This is a genomic window from Halobacillus sp. 12SKB (assembly GCF_052941655.1).
In genome coordinates this window covers 3,300,508-3,320,022 of sequence record NZ_JBRFWR010000001.1, presented here as the reverse complement: position 1 = coordinate 3,320,022, position 19,515 = coordinate 3,300,508, and the positions used below count along the sequence as shown (strand labels likewise).

Annotated in this window: 19 protein-coding genes and 2 riboswitches; of the genes, 17 read left to right on the top strand and 2 right to left on the bottom strand. The window is 44.5% G+C overall.

Annotated elements, in window-relative coordinates; translation table 11 throughout:
- The 12 genes from gmk to spoVM all read left to right on the top strand — a co-directional run bounded on the left by gmk (position 1) and on the right by spoVM (position 12,875).
- Positions 1-615: a guanylate kinase gene (gene gmk, locus ACQ4XT_RS16550; RefSeq protein ID WP_089654637.1), complete on the top strand. Its 615-nt coding sequence runs from the start codon at positions 1-3 to the stop codon at positions 613-615.
- Between the two features lie 2 nt (positions 616-617).
- Positions 618-845 carry a DNA-directed RNA polymerase subunit omega gene (gene rpoZ, locus ACQ4XT_RS16545; RefSeq protein WP_220583293.1) on the top strand — a complete coding sequence of 76 codons (228 nt, stop codon included), beginning with the start codon at positions 618-620 and terminating at the stop codon, positions 843-845.
- 104 nt (positions 846-949) lie between these two features.
- A complete protein-coding gene (gene coaBC / locus ACQ4XT_RS16540; protein ID WP_446854619.1) occupies positions 950-2,155 on the top strand; it encodes a bifunctional phosphopantothenoylcysteine decarboxylase/phosphopantothenate--cysteine ligase CoaBC in 1,206 nt (401 codons plus the stop codon).
- Positions 2,152-4,560, top strand: coding sequence for a primosomal protein N' (gene priA / locus ACQ4XT_RS16535; RefSeq protein WP_446854618.1), 2,409 nt, complete (start codon positions 2,152-2,154; stop codon positions 4,558-4,560). Before coaBC ends, priA begins: the two co-directional genes overlap by 4 nt.
- 22 nt (positions 4,561-4,582) lie before the next feature.
- The gene (fmt, locus tag ACQ4XT_RS16530; RefSeq protein ID WP_446854617.1) at positions 4,583-5,530 is read left to right on the top strand and encodes a methionyl-tRNA formyltransferase; all 948 of its coding nucleotides are present in this window, start codon (positions 4,583-4,585) and stop codon (positions 5,528-5,530) included.
- A complete protein-coding gene (gene rsmB, locus ACQ4XT_RS16525) occupies positions 5,523-6,869 on the top strand; it encodes a 16S rRNA (cytosine(967)-C(5))-methyltransferase RsmB (protein ID WP_446855716.1) in 1,347 nt (448 codons plus the stop codon). The genes fmt and rsmB overlap by 8 nt, the downstream gene beginning before the upstream one ends.
- 133 nt (positions 6,870-7,002) lie before the next feature.
- Positions 7,003-7,764: a Stp1/IreP family PP2C-type Ser/Thr phosphatase gene (locus ACQ4XT_RS16520; RefSeq protein WP_446854616.1), complete on the top strand. Its 762-nt coding sequence runs from the start codon at positions 7,003-7,005 to the stop codon at positions 7,762-7,764.
- On the top strand, positions 7,764-9,821 hold the full coding sequence (pknB, locus tag ACQ4XT_RS16515) for a Stk1 family PASTA domain-containing Ser/Thr kinase (protein ID WP_446854615.1): 2,058 nt from the start codon (positions 7,764-7,766) through the stop codon (positions 9,819-9,821). The genes ACQ4XT_RS16520 and pknB overlap by 1 nt, the downstream gene beginning before the upstream one ends.
- 11 nt (positions 9,822-9,832) lie before the next feature.
- Positions 9,833-10,714, top strand: a complete 882-nt coding sequence (gene rsgA, locus ACQ4XT_RS16510; protein WP_446854614.1) for a ribosome small subunit-dependent GTPase A — start codon at positions 9,833-9,835, stop codon at positions 10,712-10,714.
- Positions 10,715-10,716: 2 nt separating this feature from the next.
- Positions 10,717-11,370 carry a ribulose-phosphate 3-epimerase gene (gene rpe / locus ACQ4XT_RS16505; RefSeq protein WP_446854613.1) on the top strand — a complete coding sequence of 218 codons (654 nt, stop codon included), beginning with the start codon at positions 10,717-10,719 and terminating at the stop codon, positions 11,368-11,370.
- Positions 11,371-12,092: 722 nt separating this feature from the next.
- Positions 12,093-12,746, top strand: a complete 654-nt coding sequence (locus ACQ4XT_RS16500) for a thiamine diphosphokinase (RefSeq protein ID WP_446854612.1) — start codon at positions 12,093-12,095, stop codon at positions 12,744-12,746.
- Between the two features lie 48 nt (positions 12,747-12,794).
- On the top strand, positions 12,795-12,875 hold the full coding sequence (spoVM, locus tag ACQ4XT_RS16495; RefSeq protein ID WP_035505439.1) for a stage V sporulation protein SpoVM: 81 nt from the start codon (positions 12,795-12,797) through the stop codon (positions 12,873-12,875).
- A gap of 147 nt (positions 12,876-13,022) precedes the next feature.
- Here spoVM and rpmB read toward each other — a convergent pair whose 3' ends face one another.
- The gene (gene rpmB, locus ACQ4XT_RS16490) at positions 13,023-13,211 is read right to left on the bottom strand and encodes a 50S ribosomal protein L28 (RefSeq protein ID WP_035505437.1); all 189 of its coding nucleotides are present in this window, start codon (positions 13,209-13,211) and stop codon (positions 13,023-13,025) included.
- A gap of 242 nt (positions 13,212-13,453) precedes the next feature.
- Between rpmB and ACQ4XT_RS16485 the strand changes: the two genes are divergently transcribed.
- Positions 13,454-13,816, top strand: a complete 363-nt coding sequence (locus ACQ4XT_RS16485) for an Asp23/Gls24 family envelope stress response protein (RefSeq protein ID WP_226589270.1) — start codon at positions 13,454-13,456, stop codon at positions 13,814-13,816.
- A gap of 31 nt (positions 13,817-13,847) precedes the next feature.
- Positions 13,848-15,515, top strand: coding sequence for a fatty acid kinase ATP-binding subunit FakA (fakA, locus tag ACQ4XT_RS16480; protein WP_446854611.1), 1,668 nt, complete (start codon positions 13,848-13,850; stop codon positions 15,513-15,515).
- 36 nt (positions 15,516-15,551) lie between these two features.
- Here fakA and ACQ4XT_RS16475 read toward each other — a convergent pair whose 3' ends face one another.
- The gene (locus ACQ4XT_RS16475; RefSeq protein ID WP_446854610.1) at positions 15,552-16,433 is read right to left on the bottom strand and encodes a sulfite exporter TauE/SafE family protein; all 882 of its coding nucleotides are present in this window, start codon (positions 16,431-16,433) and stop codon (positions 15,552-15,554) included.
- A gap of 121 nt (positions 16,434-16,554) precedes the next feature.
- A riboswitch (SAM riboswitch) is annotated at positions 16,555-16,651 on the bottom strand.
- Between the two features lie 170 nt (positions 16,652-16,821).
- A riboswitch (SAM riboswitch) is annotated at positions 16,822-16,928 on the top strand.
- Positions 16,929-17,010: 82 nt separating this feature from the next.
- Here ACQ4XT_RS16475 and ACQ4XT_RS16470 point away from each other — a divergent pair.
- From ACQ4XT_RS16470 to cysC, 3 genes are read left to right on the top strand one after another with little or no spacing between them, the layout of a single operon-like run.
- On the top strand, positions 17,011-17,745 hold the full coding sequence (locus ACQ4XT_RS16470; RefSeq protein ID WP_446854609.1) for a phosphoadenylyl-sulfate reductase: 735 nt from the start codon (positions 17,011-17,013) through the stop codon (positions 17,743-17,745).
- Positions 17,746-17,758: 13 nt separating this feature from the next.
- Positions 17,759-18,898: a sulfate adenylyltransferase gene (sat, locus tag ACQ4XT_RS16465; RefSeq protein ID WP_446854608.1), complete on the top strand. Its 1,140-nt coding sequence runs from the start codon at positions 17,759-17,761 to the stop codon at positions 18,896-18,898.
- A 14-nt stretch (positions 18,899-18,912) separates the two neighbouring features.
- Positions 18,913-19,509 (top strand): adenylyl-sulfate kinase, encoded by a 597-nt coding sequence (gene cysC, locus ACQ4XT_RS16460; RefSeq protein WP_446854607.1) that lies wholly within the window; start codon positions 18,913-18,915, stop codon positions 19,507-19,509.
- Positions 19,510-19,515 lie beyond the last annotated feature (6 nt).

The following is a 19,515-nucleotide window of genomic DNA, read 5'->3' as shown; positions in this document are numbered from 1 at the left end:
GTGATTGATCAGAAAGGTATTTTATTCATCCTTTCCGGCCCATCAGGTGTCGGGAAAGGTACGGTACGTAAGGCATTATTCGAACAATCCACAGATTTGCGCTATTCCATTTCCATGACGACTCGTGATCCACGGGAAGGCGAAGTGGACGGCGTCGATTACTTCTTCAAATCTAGAGATGAGTTTGAGAAATTAATCAGTGAAGGCCAATTGATTGAACATGCAGAATATGTGGGAAACTATTATGGAACCCCCCGTCAATACGTGGAGCAGACTTTGAACGAAGGCAAAGATGTCTTTTTGGAAATTGAAGTTCAGGGAGCGCTCAAAGTAAGGGAAAACTTCCCTGAAGGCGTGTTCGTCTTTTTAATTCCACCTTCTTTGGAAGAATTGAAAGACAGGATTGTCAATCGTGGCACAGAAACGGAAGATAAAGTGAAAAACCGCCTGAAAGCAGCAAAAGAAGAAATTGATATGATGGATGCGTATGATTATGTCGTCGTGAACGATCAGATTGACAATGCTGTCACGAAAGTAAAATCAATCGTTGCCAGTGAACATTGCAAACGTGAACGTGTCGCCCATCAATATAAAAAAGCATTGGAGGATGAATAATCATGATGTTAGAACCGTCCATTGATTCCCTACAGAAACAGATCAAATCCAAATATACGCTTGTTACGCTATCTGCAAGACGTGCGCGTGAATTGAAACAAGGAAGTGCGCCGATGATCGATAATCCGACATCCCACCAGCAAGTTGGTGTGGCGCTTGAAGAAATCCGCGATGGCAAATTGAACTATATTGAAGCGGATGAAATCCAGGAACGAACAGAAACCACATAAGAACATCGAAACGACGTAGGAAAAGCCGCGCTTCTTCATTGAATCAGCGCGGCTTTTCCTACGTGTTTTAGTGACAACATTTTTCAAGTAAAGGGGTCTCTCAGATGTTGAATGGAAAAAAGATCGTCTTAGGAGTATCAGGCGGAATCGCCGCCTACAAAGCAGCCGCTTTAACAAGCAAACTTGTACAGGCAGGGGCGGTTGTTAAAGTAATCATGACAAACAGCGCTCAAAAATTTGTCGCTCCGACTACTTTTCAAGCATTATCCAGACAGCCTGTTTATACCGATACCTTCGATGAACAAGATTCTTCTCAAATCCAGCATATTGATGTCGCTGACTGGGCGGACCTCTTTTTAATCGCTCCCGCGACTGCAAATGTGATTGGAAAACTTGCGAACGGTCTGGCCGATGACATGCTCTCGACAACCTTACTTGCGACCGAGGCACCTGTTTATATTGCTCCTGCAATGAATGTCCATATGTACAGTCATCCGGCTGTGATGAAGAATTTGAAACAGCTTGATGAGTGGGGCTTTCGCTTCATAGAGCCCGGCGAAGGTTATCTTGCCTGTGGTTATGTAGGAAAAGGACGTTTAGAGGAGCCTGAAACGATCGTCGGTGTGCTTGAGAAAGAGTATCAACGTTCGCAACCTCTCAAAGGTAAAAAAGTACTGGTAACAGCCGGTCCTACACGCGAGCAGATCGACCCGGTGCGTTTCTTCACCAATCCATCGACAGGCAAAATGGGATATGCTTTAGCAAAAAAAGCCAAGCAGCTTGGTGCTGAAGTGACGCTCGTTTCTGGACAAGTGGCTCTAGATCCTCCCGTGGGGGTAAATGTCATCCAAATTACGACCGCAAAGGAAATGTATGAGGAAGTTCTGAAAGCTTACCCTGATCAGGACCTTGTCATCAAATCGGCGGCTGTAGCTGATTACCGTCCGAGAGTAACGTACGATCAAAAGATGAAGAAAAAGCCAGGGGATTATGTGGTCGAGATGGAACGGACGAAAGATATATTAATGGAACTCGGAGAACGAAAAGAACACCAGTACTTAGTTGGATTTGCTGCAGAAACGACAGATGTGGAGCAGTATGGCAGACAGAAGCTGGAGAAAAAGAACCTCGATGCTATTGTCATCAATAACGTTTCTGAAGAGGGGGCAGGGTTTGGCACAGATACCAATGCCTCCCTGTTTATTACCAAAAAAGGAGAAGAAGTGGCATACCCTTTGATGAGCAAAGAGGACCTCGCTGAGAATATTCTCCTCATGGCTAGTGGTGAGATGGAGAGTGAAAACCTTTGATTGCGAACGTCATTGTCGATGTACCCTCACAAAATACAAACCGCCCCTTCGACTATGAAATACCAGAAAAGTTCGAAGGAATAGTACAGCCAGGCGTACGGGTCATCGTCCCATTCGGACCACGTAAGATCTTAGGGTATGTCATCTCTCTGTCAGAAACGAGTTCATTTTCCTCTGTAAAAAAAATTACGGATGTACTTGACGTTATCCCAACGTTGACCGAAGAACTCCTTCATCTTGGGAAATGGTTATCTAAAAATACGTTAAGCTACTATATATCCTGTCTACAGGTTATGCTCCCTCAAGTCATGAAAGCCAAGTATCGAAAAGAGCTATGGAAGCTCACCGAAGAGCCGCTCGATTCTGAACTGGAGGCATTTTTTGATGGGCGTGCAGTTGTAGATTTTGAGGAGTTTGAACAATCGGGCATCGGCTACCACACTCTCCGTAAACACATGAATGATGGGGAAGTTGATGTTCATTATGAAGTGAAAAGTCGGGAAACGAAAAAAACAATGACAATGGTAGAGGCACATCTGAATCCGATGGAGCTTGAGGAAAAGCTGGAAGATCTTTCACCGCAAGCTAAAAAACAACGCACGATTGTCGAGTTTTTCCTGGGATATCCAGAAGCCTTACAGAAGAAGAAGCTTTTGGAGCTATTATCAACAACTCCTGCCTCTTTGAAGCCGCTGATCGAACAAGGAGTGATTCGTGAATTCAAGCAGGAAGTTTTCAGGGATCCTTATGGTGATCGCGATTTTGATCGAACGGAACCTTTCCCTCTGACATCAGAACAGGAGAGAGCCATACAGCCGATTCTTAAAACCATCGAAGAAAAAAAACATGATGTTTTTCTTCTTCATGGAGTGACCGGAAGCGGGAAAACCGAAGTGTATTTGCAGTCCATACAGGAAGTGATTGATAAAGGTGAGGAAGCCATCATGCTTGTACCGGAAATTGCTTTGACTCCGCAAATGGTTGAACGCTTTAAAGGGAGATTCGGCTCAAAGGTCGCCGTCCTTCACAGTGCTTTGTCGGCGGGGGAAAAATACGATGAATGGCGGAAGATTCAGCGCAAGGAAGTCCAGGTCGTGGTCGGAGCAAGGTCTGCCATCTTCGCTCCGTTTACAAACATCGGCTTAATCATCATTGATGAAGAACATGAAACGAGTTATAAGCAGGAAGATCGAACACGTTATCATGCGAGAGATGTCGCCATTGAAAGGGGAAAGACCCATCAATGTCCGGTCGTTTTAGGCAGTGCTACACCAGCTCTCGAAAGTTACGCCAGAGCTGTGAAAGGCAATTATCAGCTGTTGACGATGAAGAAGCGTATGAATGAGGCGGTCATGCCCACGGTGGATCTCGTTGATATGAGAGAGGAACTTCATAGTGGAAACCGCTCGATGTTTTCCATCTCGTTGAAGGAAAAGATCGAAGAAAGGCTTTCCCGAGGGGAGCAGGTCGTTCTTTTTCTCAATAGACGTGGCTATTCGACCTTCGTTATGTGCAGGGACTGCGGTCACGTCAGTGAGTGCCCGCACTGTGACATTGCACTTACGTATCATAAAAGGCAGAATCGTCTGAAATGCCACTATTGTTCCCATGAAGAACCTATGCCGTCGGAGTGTCCGGAATGTGAGAGCAAAACCATCCGCTATTTCGGTACAGGGACACAAAAAGTGGAAGAGGCACTTCAGGAGTTGATCCCGGAAGCACGTGTGATTCGCATGGACGTTGATACAACGAGAAGAAAAGGTGCCCACGAACGCCTGCTTAAAAAGTTCGGAGAAGGACAAGCGGATATCCTGCTCGGCACGCAGATGATCGCTAAAGGTCTGGACTTCGGAAACGTGACCCTTGTGGGGGTTCTTGCCGCCGATGCCCTCCTTAACCTGCCTGATTTCCGTGCATCAGAAAAAACGTTCCAATTGATCACCCAGGTAAGCGGAAGGGCAGGCAGACATGAGAAGCCCGGAGAAGTCGTCGTCCAAACCTATACACCGGAACATTACAGTATTGAGCTAGCCAGCCAATATGATTACGAACAATTCTTCAATGAAGAGATGAAATTGAGGAAAGCTTTCCGCTATCCTCCATATTTTTTCTTGACACTTTTTACAATTTCACACCCCAACCAACTGAAAGTGCAGGAAGTGACACAGAAAATCACCATGTTCATGCAGCAGAAGCTTTCCGACCAATCGTATGTCCTCGGGCCTACTCCTTCTGCGCTCACCAGGATCAATAATAGATATCGCTATCAATGCATGATAAAATACAAGAAGGAACCTGAGCAGCGAAAGTTCGTTGAACGGATATTGCACTATTACGAAGATGAAATGAAACAAGAAAATGGTTTGCAGATCACGGTGGATTTCCAACCGTATCAGCTGATGTAAGCAAGAAGGGAGCAACAAAGTCATGACACGAATCGCATTTATGGGGACACCGGATTTCGCCGTACCTGTCCTTGACCGCATCATTGAAGAGGGGTATGAGGTTGTCCTCGTTATTACACAACCGGACCGACCGAAAGGGAGAAAGAAAACGATGACCCCTCCTCCGGTCAAAGTAGCGGCGGAGAAACACGGGATCCCAGTATTTCAACCAGAAAAAATCAAAGAAGAATATCAAGAAGTTCTTGCTTACGATCCCGACTTGATCGTAACCGCTGCCTTCGGACAAATTTTACCAGAAGCTTTACTCAAAGAGCCGAAACATGGCTGTATTAATGTCCATGCATCCTTACTTCCTGAATTCCGAGGCGGTGCACCTATCCATTACAGCATTCTTGAAGGAAAGAAAGAGACAGGAGTCACCATCATGTATATGGTCAAACGTCTCGATGCAGGAGATATGCTTTCTAAAGTGACGGTGCCGATCGAAGACGATGATCATGTAGGAACGCTTCATGATAAACTCTCTGTTGCCGGAGCGGACTTACTGGCAGACACGATGCCGAAGTTATTGAGCGGCGATATCACGCCGGAAGAGCAGGATGAATCCAAAGTCACTTTCGCTTCCAATATTAAAAGGGAACAGGAGCTTATCGATTGGGGCAAGGATCAGCAAACGGTCTATAATCATGTACGTGGACTTCATCCATGGCCCGTCGCTTACACGTATTGGAACGGCAAGCCTATGAAAGTCTGGTGGATTGAAAAAGTGGAAGATACCTTTGAGGAAGCCCCTGGGACAGTTGTAAGAATCGATGAAGACGGTTTTCTTGTCACAACAGGAGGAAACAAAGCCGTAAAGGTCGTTTCCCTTCAACCTTCTGGAAAGAAAAAGATGGATGGGCAGGCGTTTATTAATGGAGCTGGTCAGTCCTTACAGGTCGGCGAACGTCTGGGTGAGACGAATGACTAAGTATGCATTAAGAGAGTCTGCCCTTGATCTTCTTACCAGAATTGGAGAACAGGGCGGATTCAGTCACGTTTTATTAGACCGGGAAATTTCTAAGCAGAAACTTTCCCGCCAGGATGGTGCACTGTTAACTGAAATCGTATACGGAACCCTTCAACGCAGGGATTTGATCCATTATTCCATCCAGCCTTATATTGCCAAACAGAAGAAAATAAAGCCATGGGTCCGTTGGCTGCTTTATATGTCTGTTTACCAGATGATCTTTCTTGAAAGAGTGCCGGATCACGCCATCATCCATGAAGCCGTGGAAATCTCCAAGAAGCGTGGCCATAAAGGGATTTCTTCATTTATGAACGGAGTGCTTCGGAACGTCCAGCGCAAAGGAGTCCAGAGCCTGGATGAAATTGAAGACCCTGTGGAGCGAATGGCGACTGAAACCAGTCATCCTCAATGGCTTGTGAACCGCTGGGTCGAACAATACGGTTTTGAAAAGACAAAAGCGATGTGTGAAGCGAACAATCAACACCTTCCTATGTCGCTGAGAGTCCAGCCGCTCAGAATCTCACGTGAAGAGGCAATGAGGCAGCTGCAGGAGGATGGATTCAAAGTGGAAGAGAGCATGCTTTCCCCTCAAGGCTTCCTTGTACTTGAAGGAGCGATTCTCTCCCATTCCCTTTTCCAAGAAGGATATGTGACAGTACAAGACCAGAGTTCCATGCTTGTAGCTGAAATGATGGATCTTGAAAGAGGATTGACGGTGCTGGATGCCTGCAGCGCCCCTGGAGGTAAAACGACGCATATCGCTGAAAAGATGGAAGATGAAGGAGAAGTCGTTGCTTATGACCTTCACGAAAAGAAGGCGAAGCTCGTAAGCAAAAAGGCTGAACAGCTTCAACTAACGTCGATTACTGCAGGTCAGGCAGACTCAAGGAAACTGAGTGAAAAACATGCAGCAGAAACGTTTGATCGTATTTTACTGGATGCGCCGTGTTCCGGGCTTGGAGTATTGCGAGGAAAACCGGACATCAAATACCATAAAAAAGAAGAAGATATATTCTCCTTAAGAAACATTCAGGATGACTTATTAAGAGAAGTTGCCCCACTTCTAAAGGAGGGTGGGAAACTCGTCTACAGTACTTGTACGGTTGACCGTCATGAAAATGAGGAAGCCGTCCAGCACTTCTTAAACGAGCATCCCGACTTTGAAGTAGATCCAGCCTTTTTCAAGGAGCTTCCATCAGCCCTTAAAGAATCCCAGGGCCTTTCCGAAACAGGCCTGCAGCTTTTCCCTCAGGAATGGGATACGGATGGATTCTTCTTGACCCGATTGCGAAAGAAGTGAGATACCTTAGAAATGGATAATAAAGCCTTGGGAAGGAAGCTTTGATTCCTTCCCTCAAGGCATAAATAGGAACACCACCTAAGAATCAACACCCATGTTTGATCAAAGTTATAAATATGAGGCAGGTGAGACCATGATAGGTTATTACGAGACAGATCAGGGGAAAGTCAGAATTCATAACGAGGATGCCGGCGGGGTTTTCAAAAACGATGCAGGCCAGGTCCTTGCCATCGTAGCCGACGGAATGGGCGGGCATCAGGCCGGTGATGTAGCCAGCCAGATGACGACCTCACACTTACATAAAAAATGGCAGGAAGCCAAGCTCATTGAGACTCCTGGTGAAGCGGAAAAATGGATCAAAGAAGCGGTCCGCTCGGCAAACAATGAAATTAAATCTTATGCTAATGACAATGAAGAATGTGCAGGAATGGGTACGACCGTCGTTGTGGCTTTGTGTACAGGAGAATTTGCAACCATCGGTCACATTGGAGACAGCCGCTGTTATTTTGCTAATGCTTATGGGTTCAAAATGATTACAGAGGATCATTCCCTCGTGAATGAACTGGTACGTTCCGGTCAGATTACAGAAGAGCAGGCGGAGCATCATCCCCGTAAAAACGTATTATTAAAAGCGCTTGGGACAGAATTTGATTTGACAGCCGATGTGAAAACGATGGAATTCGAAGAAGATGACCGGCTCCTCTTATGCACAGACGGGTTAACAAATAAGGTTAGCGATGAAGAATTAAGTGAATTGAAAACATTTGAAGGGGAATGGTCGTCGTTTACGCAGCAGATGATCAACCTAGCGAATGAGCGTGGAGGGGAAGATAACATTACGCTTGCAGTCGTGCACCATCATCCTTCTTCCGACCAGAAAGAAGGTGCGGAATAATGTTGAATAACCGTCTCCTTAATGACCGTTATCGTGTGCAAGAGATGATCGGTGGCGGCGGTATGGCGAACGTCTACCTTGCCTACGATACGATTCTAGACAGGGATGTCGCCATTAAAGTATTGCGGCTGGAACATGGGAATGATGAAGAGTTTATTGCCCGCTTTCATAGAGAAGCCCAATCAGCTACGAGTCTATCTCATCCGAATATCGTCAACATTTATGATGTTGGAGAAGAAGACGACATTTATTTTATGGTGATGGAGTACGTCGATGGGATGACGTTAAAGCAGTATATTCAACAGCACAGCCCGATCGATGTGTCTGAAGCGGTGGATATTATGAAACAGATTGCATCAGCGATTGCGCACGCGCATGACAATGGAATCGTTCATAGGGATATCAAACCTCAAAATATACTCATTGATCATTACGGTCATGTGAAAGTGACGGATTTCGGCATTGCCATGGCTCTCAGTGCGACTGCGTTGACTCAGACCAACTCTGTGCTTGGTTCTGTTCATTATTTGTCTCCGGAACAAGCGCGGGGCGGGATGGCGACAAAAAAATCCGACGTCTATTCACTCGGCATTGTTTTTTTCGAATTACTGACGGGAAGGCTTCCTTTTTCAGGGGAATCTCCCGTCTCGATCGCTTTGAAGCATCTTCAGCATGAAACGCCTTCTTTGAAAAGGTGGAATGCGGACCTGCCTCAAAGTGTCGAAAATATCGTTTTGAAATCGACGGCCAAAGATCCTTTTCACCGGTATGAATCGGTATTGGAAATGGAACATGAGATTGAAACCTCCCTCGAGCCTTATCGGGCAGATGAACCTGTGTTCACATTACCGGATGATGATGATGAAGAAAAAACAAAAGCCATCCCTGTCATTACAAATGAAGCCTATGGGGATTCTCCGAATGAAGATACGATTATTAATACCAGTGATCATAACCCTGTCACTCCAGCTCCGGCATCACCGACAAAAACTTATAAAGAAACAACTCCTGCAGATACACCGAGTGCTGACAAAAAGCAAAAGAAGAAGCGGAAAGCATGGCCGTGGATCCTTTCTGTTATTTTATTGCTATTGATCGGGGGACTAGTGGCATTATTCACGATTCCCGGGATCATTCAGCCAGCCGATGTGGAAATTCCTGACCTTGCAGGAGAAGAGTATGAAACGGCTTATAGTGAACTCAGTGACTTGAACCTTAGTGTGACAAGAGAAACCCGTTTTTCTGATGAGGTGGAAGAGGGCGATGTCATCGAAACGGATCCTGAAGCAGGAATGACAGTAAAAGAAGGTTCAGAGATTACCGTTTATCTCAGCAACGGAAAAGAGCGGGTGGATTTCCCGGATTACACGGGCGAGGATTACGAACAAGTAAAAGAAGAGTTGGAAAGTAAGGGGTACAGTGGAATCGATTTAATTGAACAGACAAGTGAGGAACAACCAGCAGGAGAAATTATTGCTCATGTGAGTCCAAGCCCTGGGACAAGTGTCATTCCAGATGAGACGACAGTGACCTTTCGTGTAAGTTCTGGAGTTGCTACAGTGCAACTTGCGAGTTTAGTGGATGCAAATGAGAAGTTTGCGACAGATTACTTAGATAGAAACAACTTAAACGTTGAAGTGACCCGTCAATATTCTGATGAGGTAAGGGAAGGATATGTGATTAGTCAAGATCCAGGTGCTGAAACGGAGGTAGAGCAAGAATCTACCGTAAACTTAGTTATTTCTAAGGGAGCTGAGCCAAAACCTCCTAGAGATGAGACCGTTTCTATTGAAGTTCCTTATGAACCAGAGATCAATGAGGAAGAAGGACAAGGGGATGGGGAGCAAGAAGGAGAACAGGCAGAACCCGAGGGTCAGGAAGTATTGATTTATGTGAACGATGCAAATCGAGACGGAAGTACACCTGTGATCAATGAAACGATCACCGAGACGAAGACTTTTGAAATTACCTTAACGATTGAGCCGGGAGAAGTAGCCACCTACCGGGTAATGAGAGATGGAGAAGTCTTCCAAGATGAAGTGGAAGTACCGTATTAAGAGGTGAAAAAATGCCAGCAGGAAAAATCATTAAATCATTGAGTGGTTTTTATTATGTCCTTAGTGAAGGAGAGGTCTACCAATGTCGGGGTCGTGGGAACTTCCGCAAAAAGAAAGTCACTCCTTTAGTGGGTGATCTCGTAGAATTCAAGGCGGATAATAAGGAAGAAGGATATATCTTATCCATCGAAAATAGAAAGAATGAGTTGGTAAGGCCTCCGATTTCAAATGTTGATCAGGCGTTAATCGTTACTTCTGCCGTTCACCCCGATTTCAATGCATTGTTACTGGATCGCTTCCTCGTCCTTGTGGAAGAGAAGAGGATAGAGCCTTTTATTGTCATTTCCAAGGTGGATCAACTAGATGAACAACAAATGAAAGAGATGGAAAGCTACCAATCGCTGTATGAAAAAATCGGCTATCCTGTCATTTTATCTGCCGTAGACGATACGGAATCCATGGACCAAATCCAATCTCATCTGGCCGGCCGCACAACGGTGATCGCTGGCCAGTCCGGCGTCGGTAAATCGTCGCTCCTTAATTCTATCGATCCTAGACTTTCCATTGATACGGATGAAATCTCTGAGAGTTTAGGCCGGGGGAAACATACGACACGCCATGTAGAACTTTATGAGATCGCGGGCGGTCTTGTAGCGGATACCCCTGGCTTCAGTTCATTGGAATTCGGGGAGTTGGAACTTGATCAACTACCCGAGTGTTTCCCTGAGTTCGTTGAGGTACAGAATGACTGTAAATTCCGAGGTTGTCTGCACCATAAAGAACCGAAATGCGCGGTCAAATCAGCCGTAGAAAACGGAGAGATTTCCAATCAGCGCTACGAGCATTACTTACAATTTTTAAATGAAATACAGAATAGAAAGCCGAGGTATTAATCATGACAAAAATTGCACCATCTATTCTAGCTTCTGATTTTTCGAAACTTGGAGAAGAAATCAAGGATGTTGAACGTGGAGGAGCGGATTATATCCACGTCGACGTCATGGACGGACATTTTGTTCCCAATATTACAATCGGTCCGTTAATCGTTGATCACATCCGTCCGGTCACCGATTTGCCCCTTGATGTCCATTTGATGATTGAAAATCCCGATCATTACATCGAAGCTTTTGCCAAAGCAGGATCTGATATCATCACTGTTCATCAGGAAGCGTGTCCTCACCTCCATAGGACGATTCAATTGATCAAAAGCCATGGGGTAAAAGCAGGAGTCGTCATCAACCCGGCTACTCCAGCAGAATCGATTCGGCCGATTCTCCAAGATGTCGATCTTGTCCTCTTAATGACGGTCAACCCAGGATTTGGAGGTCAATCGTTCATCCATTCCGTCGTACCGAAAATCGAACAAATCTCCCAGTGGCGCGAAGAAGAAGGACTATCCTTCGAGATTGAAATCGATGGCGGAGTGAAAGTGGGAACGGCAAAACTTTGTACTGACGCTGGAGCTGATGTACTCGTCGCCGGCAGTGCCATATTTAATCAAGAAGATCGCAAAAAAGCGATCGAAGAAATCAGAAAATCAACAAAATGATGAAAAAGCTCAAAGGATCCCATCCTTTGAGCTTTTTCATTCCTTTTTTGATTGGCATCCCATACAAAAATAAGTTACATTTTACAATAGGAGAAAGCGTCCTATTGTAAAATATGGGAGGATTGTGTAAGACTCAGTTTCGAGACTTTTATTGAGTGGATGGGGCTGCGGGGAATAACTCGCTTTCCGCATGAGCGCGGCGAGCCTCTTCGGACTGCGTCCTGTGGGATCTCATCAAGCACTCTGTTCCCGCAGGAGTCTCGCCATTCCCCTTAGCCCCTTGGGCTATATCAGTTTCTCGAAACCACTTCTTGGCAACTCGGCTTATATGCTCCCGTGAATCGAGTAATATAACCTATCCCCAGTGTTCATTTTGAGCATGAAAGCTTGATGTAGAGCGCTTTTTGCCTCTAACATTGGGATAGTGGAAGACGATCCAACTTGTTGAAGGGGTTCGTTTCTTACATACAATGAATGGGGTGGTTGGGAAGCTGCGAGACTCCCGTGGGAGAAAGGAGATAGGCGAGATCCCGCAGGACGCAGTCCGAGGAAGCTTGCCACTCCCCCACAGGAAAGCGAGTAGCTTCCCAGCCACCCCTGACACTCAACCCAGGTAACGAACCCAGGAACATTTCGAAACTGAGTCTTCCACAATCGGGGCTTATCTTGAATAGAGAAGGAATGTTTTTTATGGTGAAAGGCATAGGAAGGATGTTATGGATATGAAGAGAGTTATTGTTGTCGGTGGTGGGCCGAAGTCTTACATACCGGATGTAAAAGAATATGCATGTGAAGAATGCATTTGGATCGGGGCTGATCAAGGTGCAGAAGTCCTTGTTGAACAGGGGGTAGAGCCTGACATTGCTATCGGAGATTTTGACTCCGTATCTGAACGGTCTCTGGCTGAAATAAAGAAGAGATCCAAACGAGTCCTAGTTTATCCAGACGAAAAAGATGAAACAGACTTGGAATTAGCAATAAATGAAGCACTCCGTTTAAGTCCAGGGCATATTCTATTATTCGGAGTGACCGGTGGTCGAATCGATCATTCTCAGGCGAACATGCAACTCCTTTACCCTCTCATGAAAGAGAATACAAAGAGTACGATCATTGATCGCCAGAATCGTGTGGAATTAGTCCCCGCTGGTGAGCATAAGATAGAAGCGGATGAATTTTACCCGTATGTTTCTTTCTTACCGGTCACACTTGAAGTGACGAAGATTACGCTCAAAGGATTCTACTATCCTTTGGATCAAGCTCATCTGCCATTTGGATCTACCTTGTGCATCTCGAATCGACTGATTGAAGATACAGGTACTTTTTCATTTGAGTCAGGCATACTCTTAGTAATAAGAAGTACAGACTTGCCTACTTGAGGGTAATAAGGGAGTTCGCATTAGTTCATATAGGAGGAGGGGGCTCTTTTGAAATTTTATACCATCAAACTCCCACGGTTCGTCGGGGGTTTAGTGCGCGCAGTCATAAGTACATTTAAAAAAGATTAGGACCAAATCAAAATGGAGAACTCCGGAGTACACATGGGCTGAGCTCCGGAGAGCATGACAAGTGCCCGTTTACTTATCGTTAGACAAATAAAAAAAGCACCCGGGAAGGGTGCTTTTTTTATGAGCCCGTAAGCTCTGTCTCAGCAATTATACACGTTGTACTTTGCCGGACTTAAGTTCACGTGCTGTTACGTAAACTTTTTGAGGCTTGCCATCCACAAGGATGCGAACTTTTTGAACATTAGCTTTAAATTTACGTTTATTAGCGTTCATCGCGTGTGAACGGTGGTTACCTGAGCGTGTACCTTTACCAGATAGAACACTTCTGCGTGCCATGAAAATCCCTCCTGTTACATACATAAATCATCAGATACTTAGTAACTTTATCATATAGAAAACGTGTTTGCAATAATCTAGTCAGAATTATATCAAGAATTTTTTCTTGACAGAACTACTGAATTGTTACACAGTATAATAGGGATATCCAGGTCATTTTCTTACTATTGAACAGAAATTCATTTCGCTTTTTTGTGTTATAATAGGGTAGGATTGATGAGGATAATAAAGGAGGATCTATTATGTCTGTTGATTTAAATAACCAATATGGTCATATTACTATTAGCAATGAAGTCATTTCAACGATTGCTGGAGGAGCCGCTGTCGAGTGCTACGGCATCGTGGGTATGGCATCTAAAAATCAGATCCGTGACGGTTTATCTGAAATGCTCCGCAAAGAGAATTTTTCCAGAGGCGTCGTTGTCAGACAGGATGAAGATCGCCTCCATATAGATATGTTCATTATCGTGAGCTACGGCACGAAGATATCCGAAGTCGCTAATAATGTCCAATCACAAGTAAAATACACACTAAACAAAACAGTTGGTTTGTCCGTGGATTCTGTGAATATTTTCATTCAGGGAGTTCGTGTGACAACAGAATAGATCGCGGTTGTAGTCAAAGGAGGAAGTAAGTGTGACGTTACAAAAGTTAGACGGCAAGACGCTTGCCGAAATGATCTTGCAAGGAGCTCATCATTTAAAGCAGAACTCACAAATGATTGATGCTTTGAATGTTTTCCCTGTACCGGATGGAGATACGGGGACGAATATGAATCTGTCCATGACTTCTGGAGCAGAAGAAGTACGGAACGTGGATAAGAATCATGTAGGAACAGTTGCCCAGTCTTTATCCAAAGGTCTCTTGATGGGAGCGCGTGGAAACTCAGGTGTTATTCTATCTCAAATTTTCCGAGGTTTTTCAAAGACAATTGAAGACAAAGAAGTCATAACAACCAAAGACTTTTCAGACGCTCTTCAAGGCGGAGCCAATACAGCATATAAAGCTGTCATGAAACCTGTGGAAGGAACCATTCTTACTGTAGCAAGAGAAACAGCCGAAGCTTCTGTCGAGATAGCTGAAAAAGAGGAAGACTTCATTCCGTTTATTGAAGCAGTCGTTCAAGCAGCGAAGAAATCATTGAAGCACACGCCTGAACTGCTTCCAGTATTGAAGGAAGTAGGCGTGGTGGATAGTGGTGGACAGGGCCTTGTCACGATTTATGAAGGTTTCCTATCCAACTTAAAAGGAGAAGAACTTCCTGATCTTGAAGATACTGTATCGATGGATGACATGGTCAGCGCTGAGCACCACAAGTTAAATCAGGACTTCATGAATACAGAAGATATAGAATTTGGCTATTGTACAGAATTCATGGTTAAATTTGAGGAAGATAAACTTGCTGAACACCCATATGATGAAGAAGCTTTTCGAAATGAGCTTAGTGAAATGGGAGATTCTCTGCTTGTCGTCTCTGATGAAGACTTGATCAAAGTCCATGTACACGTGGAATACCCAGGTGAAGCCATGACCTTGGGGCAAAGATACGGTAGTCTTGTCAATATGAAGATCGAGAATATGCGTGAGCAGCATACGTCGATCGTTGGTGACAAAAAGAAAGCCAAGCCCAAATCAGAGGAAAAAGCAGAGTACGGAATCGTCACGGTAAGCATGGGAGACGGAATCAAGAAATTGTTTGAGAGTCTTGGAGCTACTGTTGTCATTCAAGGCGGTCAAACCATGAACCCAAGTACTCAAGATCTTTCGGAAGCGATTAAAGAAGCACATGCGAAACGTGTACTCATCTTGCCGAATAACAAGAATATCGTCATGGCTGCTGAACAAGCGGCAGAATTAGCGGATGTAGAGGTTGCTGTCATTCCATCAAAAACCATTCCTCAAGGAATGAGCGCACTTCTTGGCTTCAATCCGGAAGCAGATCTGGATGGAAATAAAGAAGAAATGCTCAGCCTTATGTCTGAAGTGAAAACAGGACAAATTACGTATGCCGTCAGAGATACGCAAATTGATGGGTTGGATATTTCCAAAGGCCATTTCATGGGAATTGCCGATGGTAAAATCTCATCCACAGACAAAAATGCGTTGACGACGGCTAAAACGCTGTTGAACCAAATGATCGATGAGGATGAAGATGAAATTCTGACCATCTTAACTGGTGAAGAGGCCGACGAAAAAGAGATTGCAGAACTTGAGTCATTCATTGAAGAAACATACGAAGATTTGGAAGTGGAGATCCACAACGGTGGACAGCCGATATATTCCTATATCTTCTCAATAGAATAAGTCGTTCAGAAACGCAGCTCCAGGAGCTGCGTTTTTTTATGCTTGCTTTTGAACCACTTTGACTCGAAGGTGATTTCTTATTGATACAAAGATAACTAAGAGATAGCCGGAGATCAGTGAAGTGTAGACAAATGTTAAAGTCGAATTACTGACTTGGATAGAAGATAGTAAAGTCCTTGCATTGGTAAGGATAATAAAACCTCCAGCTAATACTCCAAGAATAGCAGAAGGGAGGATTTTGACAAGCCAGGCGGCAATGGGTGCAGCTATAACACCACCAATAACGAACGAGGCAATGAGCAGCCAGCTGAATGAATGGTGCCCTAAAAAGATTAAGAAACCAGCCGTTGCAGAAATCGTTACCAGAAATTCGCTCGTGTCCACCGTTCCTATAACTTTTCTAGGAGCGATTCCCGATTGAGAAAGAAGCGCGGGAGTATTCACCGGTCCCCATCCTCCCCCGCCGACGCTATCCAAAAAGCCTCCTGCTATTCCAAGTGGCAAGAGGAAACGTTTGTTTACTGCCTTCTTTTCTTTAACGTGAGTTTTTTTCGAGAAGCATAGAAAACGAACTACGATATAACCCCCTAGTGTGAGTAGGAATATGGATATGTACGGTCTTATGAATTCTCCTGGGATATAGCTTAAAAATGCTGCTCCTAAAAAGGCACTGATGGCTCCAGGAATTGCGATCGACATGACAAGTCGTTTGTCGATATTGCCAAACTTATAGTGGGAAAATCCCGAAACAGCCGTTGTGGCAATCTGCGACATATGAATAGAAGCCGAGGCTACAGCAGGAGCAAGGCCGTACGATAGGAGGATGGTTGATGAGCTGAGTCCAAAACCCATGCCAAGTGCTCCATCCATTAATTGGGCTATAAAACCAATAAAAGCAAAAATCGTCAATTTATGCAAAATACACCACTCCTTTTAATCAATCCATGTTTTGAAGATATTTTATTATTCCTATGTATTTACTTGGTTTTATAATCAAAAAAATAAAACTCCCCCATCTGAAAGAAGGAGGAGTACCCACACCTTATCTTTCAGCCTTTTGGCTGCTGGAATGAGCACCTTTTCCAGGTTGCTGCGGGATCGTCAGACCAGGTTCCTCCCCCGACTCTTCATAAGGATTGTATGTGTAATTGAAGAATAATTCTAAAACTAACGGACATGGTTTTGTTTGTCAATCATATAGTATAAAAAATCAGAATTTTTTTGATTTTCCTGAAAAGGCATTGACATATGAGGATATGGAGCATATGATTTGTATCAACTTGTTTTTCAGAAAATTTCATACCTTTTCTTATCTAGAGAGGTGGAGGGACTGGCCCTTTGAAGCCTCGGCAACGGATCTATACAGGTACTGTGCCAATTCCAGCAAGTGTTAAGCACTTGAGAAGATAAGGAGAATGTAGTTTACGTTTATTCGTAAATGCCTTTCTTCTTATCGCGGAGAAAGGCATTTTTTCTTTTTAGAAAGGAGGAGGAAATGAAACAACCATCTGTTACCTACCAATCTTTTGAAAATCCATTTAAAGGTGATCAACCGAAAGACGACGATACGAAAGGAGCGGAGGAGGTCATTCGTTGGGCCTATACTCAATATGAGGATCTTGTGTATGCCTGCAGTTTCGGAGCAGAAGGGATCGTTCTCATCGATTTGATTTCCAAGGAGAAACCAGATGCTGAAGTTGTCTTCCTAGATACAGATCTCCATTTTCAAGAAACTTATCAACTGATAGAAAAAGTGAAAAAAAGGTATCCGAAGTTAAACATAAGGATGAAAAAACCTGAAATTACGCTGGAAGAACAAGCCGGGCAGTACGGTTCCGCCCTTTGGAAACGGAATCCTGACCAATGTTGTTACATTCGTAAAATTAAACCGCTCGAAGATGCCCTCAGGGGAAGAACGGCATGGATGTCTGGGCTCAGACGTGAACAGTCCCCCAGTCGTCAGAAAACGAATTTTATAAATAAGGATGAGAGATTCAAATCCATCAAAGTATGCCCCTTGATTCACTGGTCATGGGCAGACGTATGGCAATATATCCGATTAAATAGGTTGGATTACAATGAATTACATGATCAAAACTATCCGAGTGTGGGGTGCATCCCATGTACCGCCCCTGCTGACGATGATGGGAGGACGGGAAGATGGAAAGGGTTCAATAAATCTGAATGTGGGTTACACACGACGGAATCTTTGGGAGAGGAACATTCATGAAGGAGGAATTATTATGTCAATGATAACCCCGCACGGTGGTGTACTTGTTAACAGGTGGAAGGAAACGAAACCAGAGGAGTGGCCGGAAGATATCATCGAGCTTGATTCCATGGCCCTAAGTGATGTCGGATTAATTGCAAACGGTGCTTATAGTCCTTTAAAAGGATTTTTGAACAAGGAAGACTATGAATCTGTTGTCGATACGATGAGATTGAAGGATGGCACCCCATGGAGTATACCTATTACCCTCCCGATCACAGCAGCACAAGCACGCACGCTTGGAAACAAAGCCCGGTTGGTCAAGGACGGTATCGTGTATGGGACGATCAACATAACGGGTCGGTTTAAACCGGATAAGGAAAAAGAAGCTCAAAGCGTATACTTAACGACAGATTCTGCGCACCCTGGCGTGAACAAATTATACAAACGGGCAGATTGGTATGCAGCAGGCGAAATCGAGGTATTTCAAAGACCTCCTTACGAACATGAAAAAACATTCTATCTGGATCCGGAAGAAACAAGAGAGCTTTTTCAAAAACTTGGGTGGAAAAAAGTTGTTGGCTTCCAAACACGGAATCCTGTCCATAGAGCACACGAATACATCCAAAAAGCTGCGCTGGAGACGGTGGACGGATTGTTCTTAAATCCATTGGTGGGTGAAACGAAAAGCGATGACATTCCGAGTGATGTCCGGATGAAGAGCTATCAAGTCCTTCTTGATCAATACTATCCAAAAGAAAGAGTCACCTTGGCTGTTTTCAACGCGGCGATGCGGTATGCAGGCCCTCGGGAGGCCATCTTTCATGCCATCGTCAGGAAGAATTTCGGGTGTTCTCACTTCATTGTCGGCCGTGATCACGCTGGTGTAGGGGATTATTATGGAACTTACGATGCTCAGAAAATCTTCAGCCACTATGAAAATGGAGAACTTGGCATCACACCACTTTTCTTTGAACACAGCTTTTATTGCAACGCCTGCGAATCGATGGCTTCACATAAAACCTGCCCGCATGACAAACAACATCACATGATTTTGTCTGGGACGAAAGTGAGAGAATTGCTCCGTAAAGGGGAAAAGCCGCCAAAAACGTTCAGCCGCCCTGAAGTGGTGGACGTACTAATCAAAGGAATGCAGAAAGAAACCGTGGAATAGAAAGGGTGAAAATAATGAGTAAAAATCTTACCTGGCATGAGGCATCCATTGGCAGCGAAGATTATCGCAGGAAAAATGGGCATCAAAGCGGAGTACTCTGGTTTACAGGCCTTTCGGGCTCAGGGAAATCAAGCATTGCCAATCATTTGAATAAAGCTTTGTATGAAAAAGGGATCCAAACCTATTTGCTTGACGGGGATAATGTGAGACATGGATTGAACTCAGACCTCGGGTTTTCAGAAGCAGACAGGGAGGAGAACATCAGACGGATTGGGGAGGTAGCGAAACTCTTTGCCGATAGTGGCACCATCGTTTTGACTGCTTTCATTTCTCCTTATCAAAAAGACCGTGACCTGGTAAGGGCTTCTGTTCCGTCTGGGGATTTTATTGAAATTCTTGTCGACTGTCCTTTGGAAGAGTGTGAAAACCGAGATCCCAAGGGCCTTTATAAGAAAGCTAGAAACGGAGAGATCAAAGGATTTACAGGCATTGATGCTCCTTATGAAAAACCGCTTCAACCGGAACTTTTGCTCGATTCGAAAACGTATGATGCTGAAAACTGTGCAAAACAAGTACTCAGGTTTTTGCAAGATAAAAATTGGGTGAAGTGAAAGGGG

Excerpts from the sequence above, each read along its gene's own strand:
- rpoZ (WP_220583293.1), top strand. The coding sequence starts at position 618 with ATGATGTTAGAACCGTCCATTGATTCCCTACAGAAACAGATCAAATCC.
- coaBC (WP_446854619.1), top strand. The coding sequence starts at position 950 with ATGTTGAATGGAAAAAAGATCGTCTTAGGAGTATCAGGCGGAATCGCC.
- fmt (WP_446854617.1), top strand. The coding sequence starts at position 4,583 with ATGACACGAATCGCATTTATGGGGACACCGGATTTCGCCGTACCTGTC.
- rsmB (WP_446855716.1), top strand. The coding sequence starts at position 5,523 with ATGACTAAGTATGCATTAAGAGAGTCTGCCCTTGATCTTCTTACCAGA.
- ACQ4XT_RS16520 (WP_446854616.1), top strand. The coding sequence starts at position 7,003 with ATGATAGGTTATTACGAGACAGATCAGGGGAAAGTCAGAATTCATAAC.
- pknB (WP_446854615.1), top strand. The coding sequence starts at position 7,764 with ATGTTGAATAACCGTCTCCTTAATGACCGTTATCGTGTGCAAGAGATG.
- rsgA (WP_446854614.1), top strand. The coding sequence starts at position 9,833 with ATGCCAGCAGGAAAAATCATTAAATCATTGAGTGGTTTTTATTATGTC.
- rpe (WP_446854613.1), top strand. The coding sequence starts at position 10,717 with ATGACAAAAATTGCACCATCTATTCTAGCTTCTGATTTTTCGAAACTT.
- ACQ4XT_RS16500 (WP_446854612.1), top strand. The coding sequence starts at position 12,093 with ATGAAGAGAGTTATTGTTGTCGGTGGTGGGCCGAAGTCTTACATACCG.
- rpmB (WP_035505437.1), bottom strand. The coding sequence starts at position 13,211 with ATGGCACGCAGAAGTGTTCTATCTGGTAAAGGTACACGCTCAGGTAAC.
- ACQ4XT_RS16485 (WP_226589270.1), top strand. The coding sequence starts at position 13,454 with ATGTCTGTTGATTTAAATAACCAATATGGTCATATTACTATTAGCAAT.
- ACQ4XT_RS16470 (WP_446854609.1), top strand. The coding sequence starts at position 17,011 with ATGAAACAACCATCTGTTACCTACCAATCTTTTGAAAATCCATTTAAA.
- sat (WP_446854608.1), top strand. The coding sequence starts at position 17,759 with ATGTCAATGATAACCCCGCACGGTGGTGTACTTGTTAACAGGTGGAAG.
- cysC (WP_446854607.1), top strand. The coding sequence starts at position 18,913 with ATGAGTAAAAATCTTACCTGGCATGAGGCATCCATTGGCAGCGAAGAT.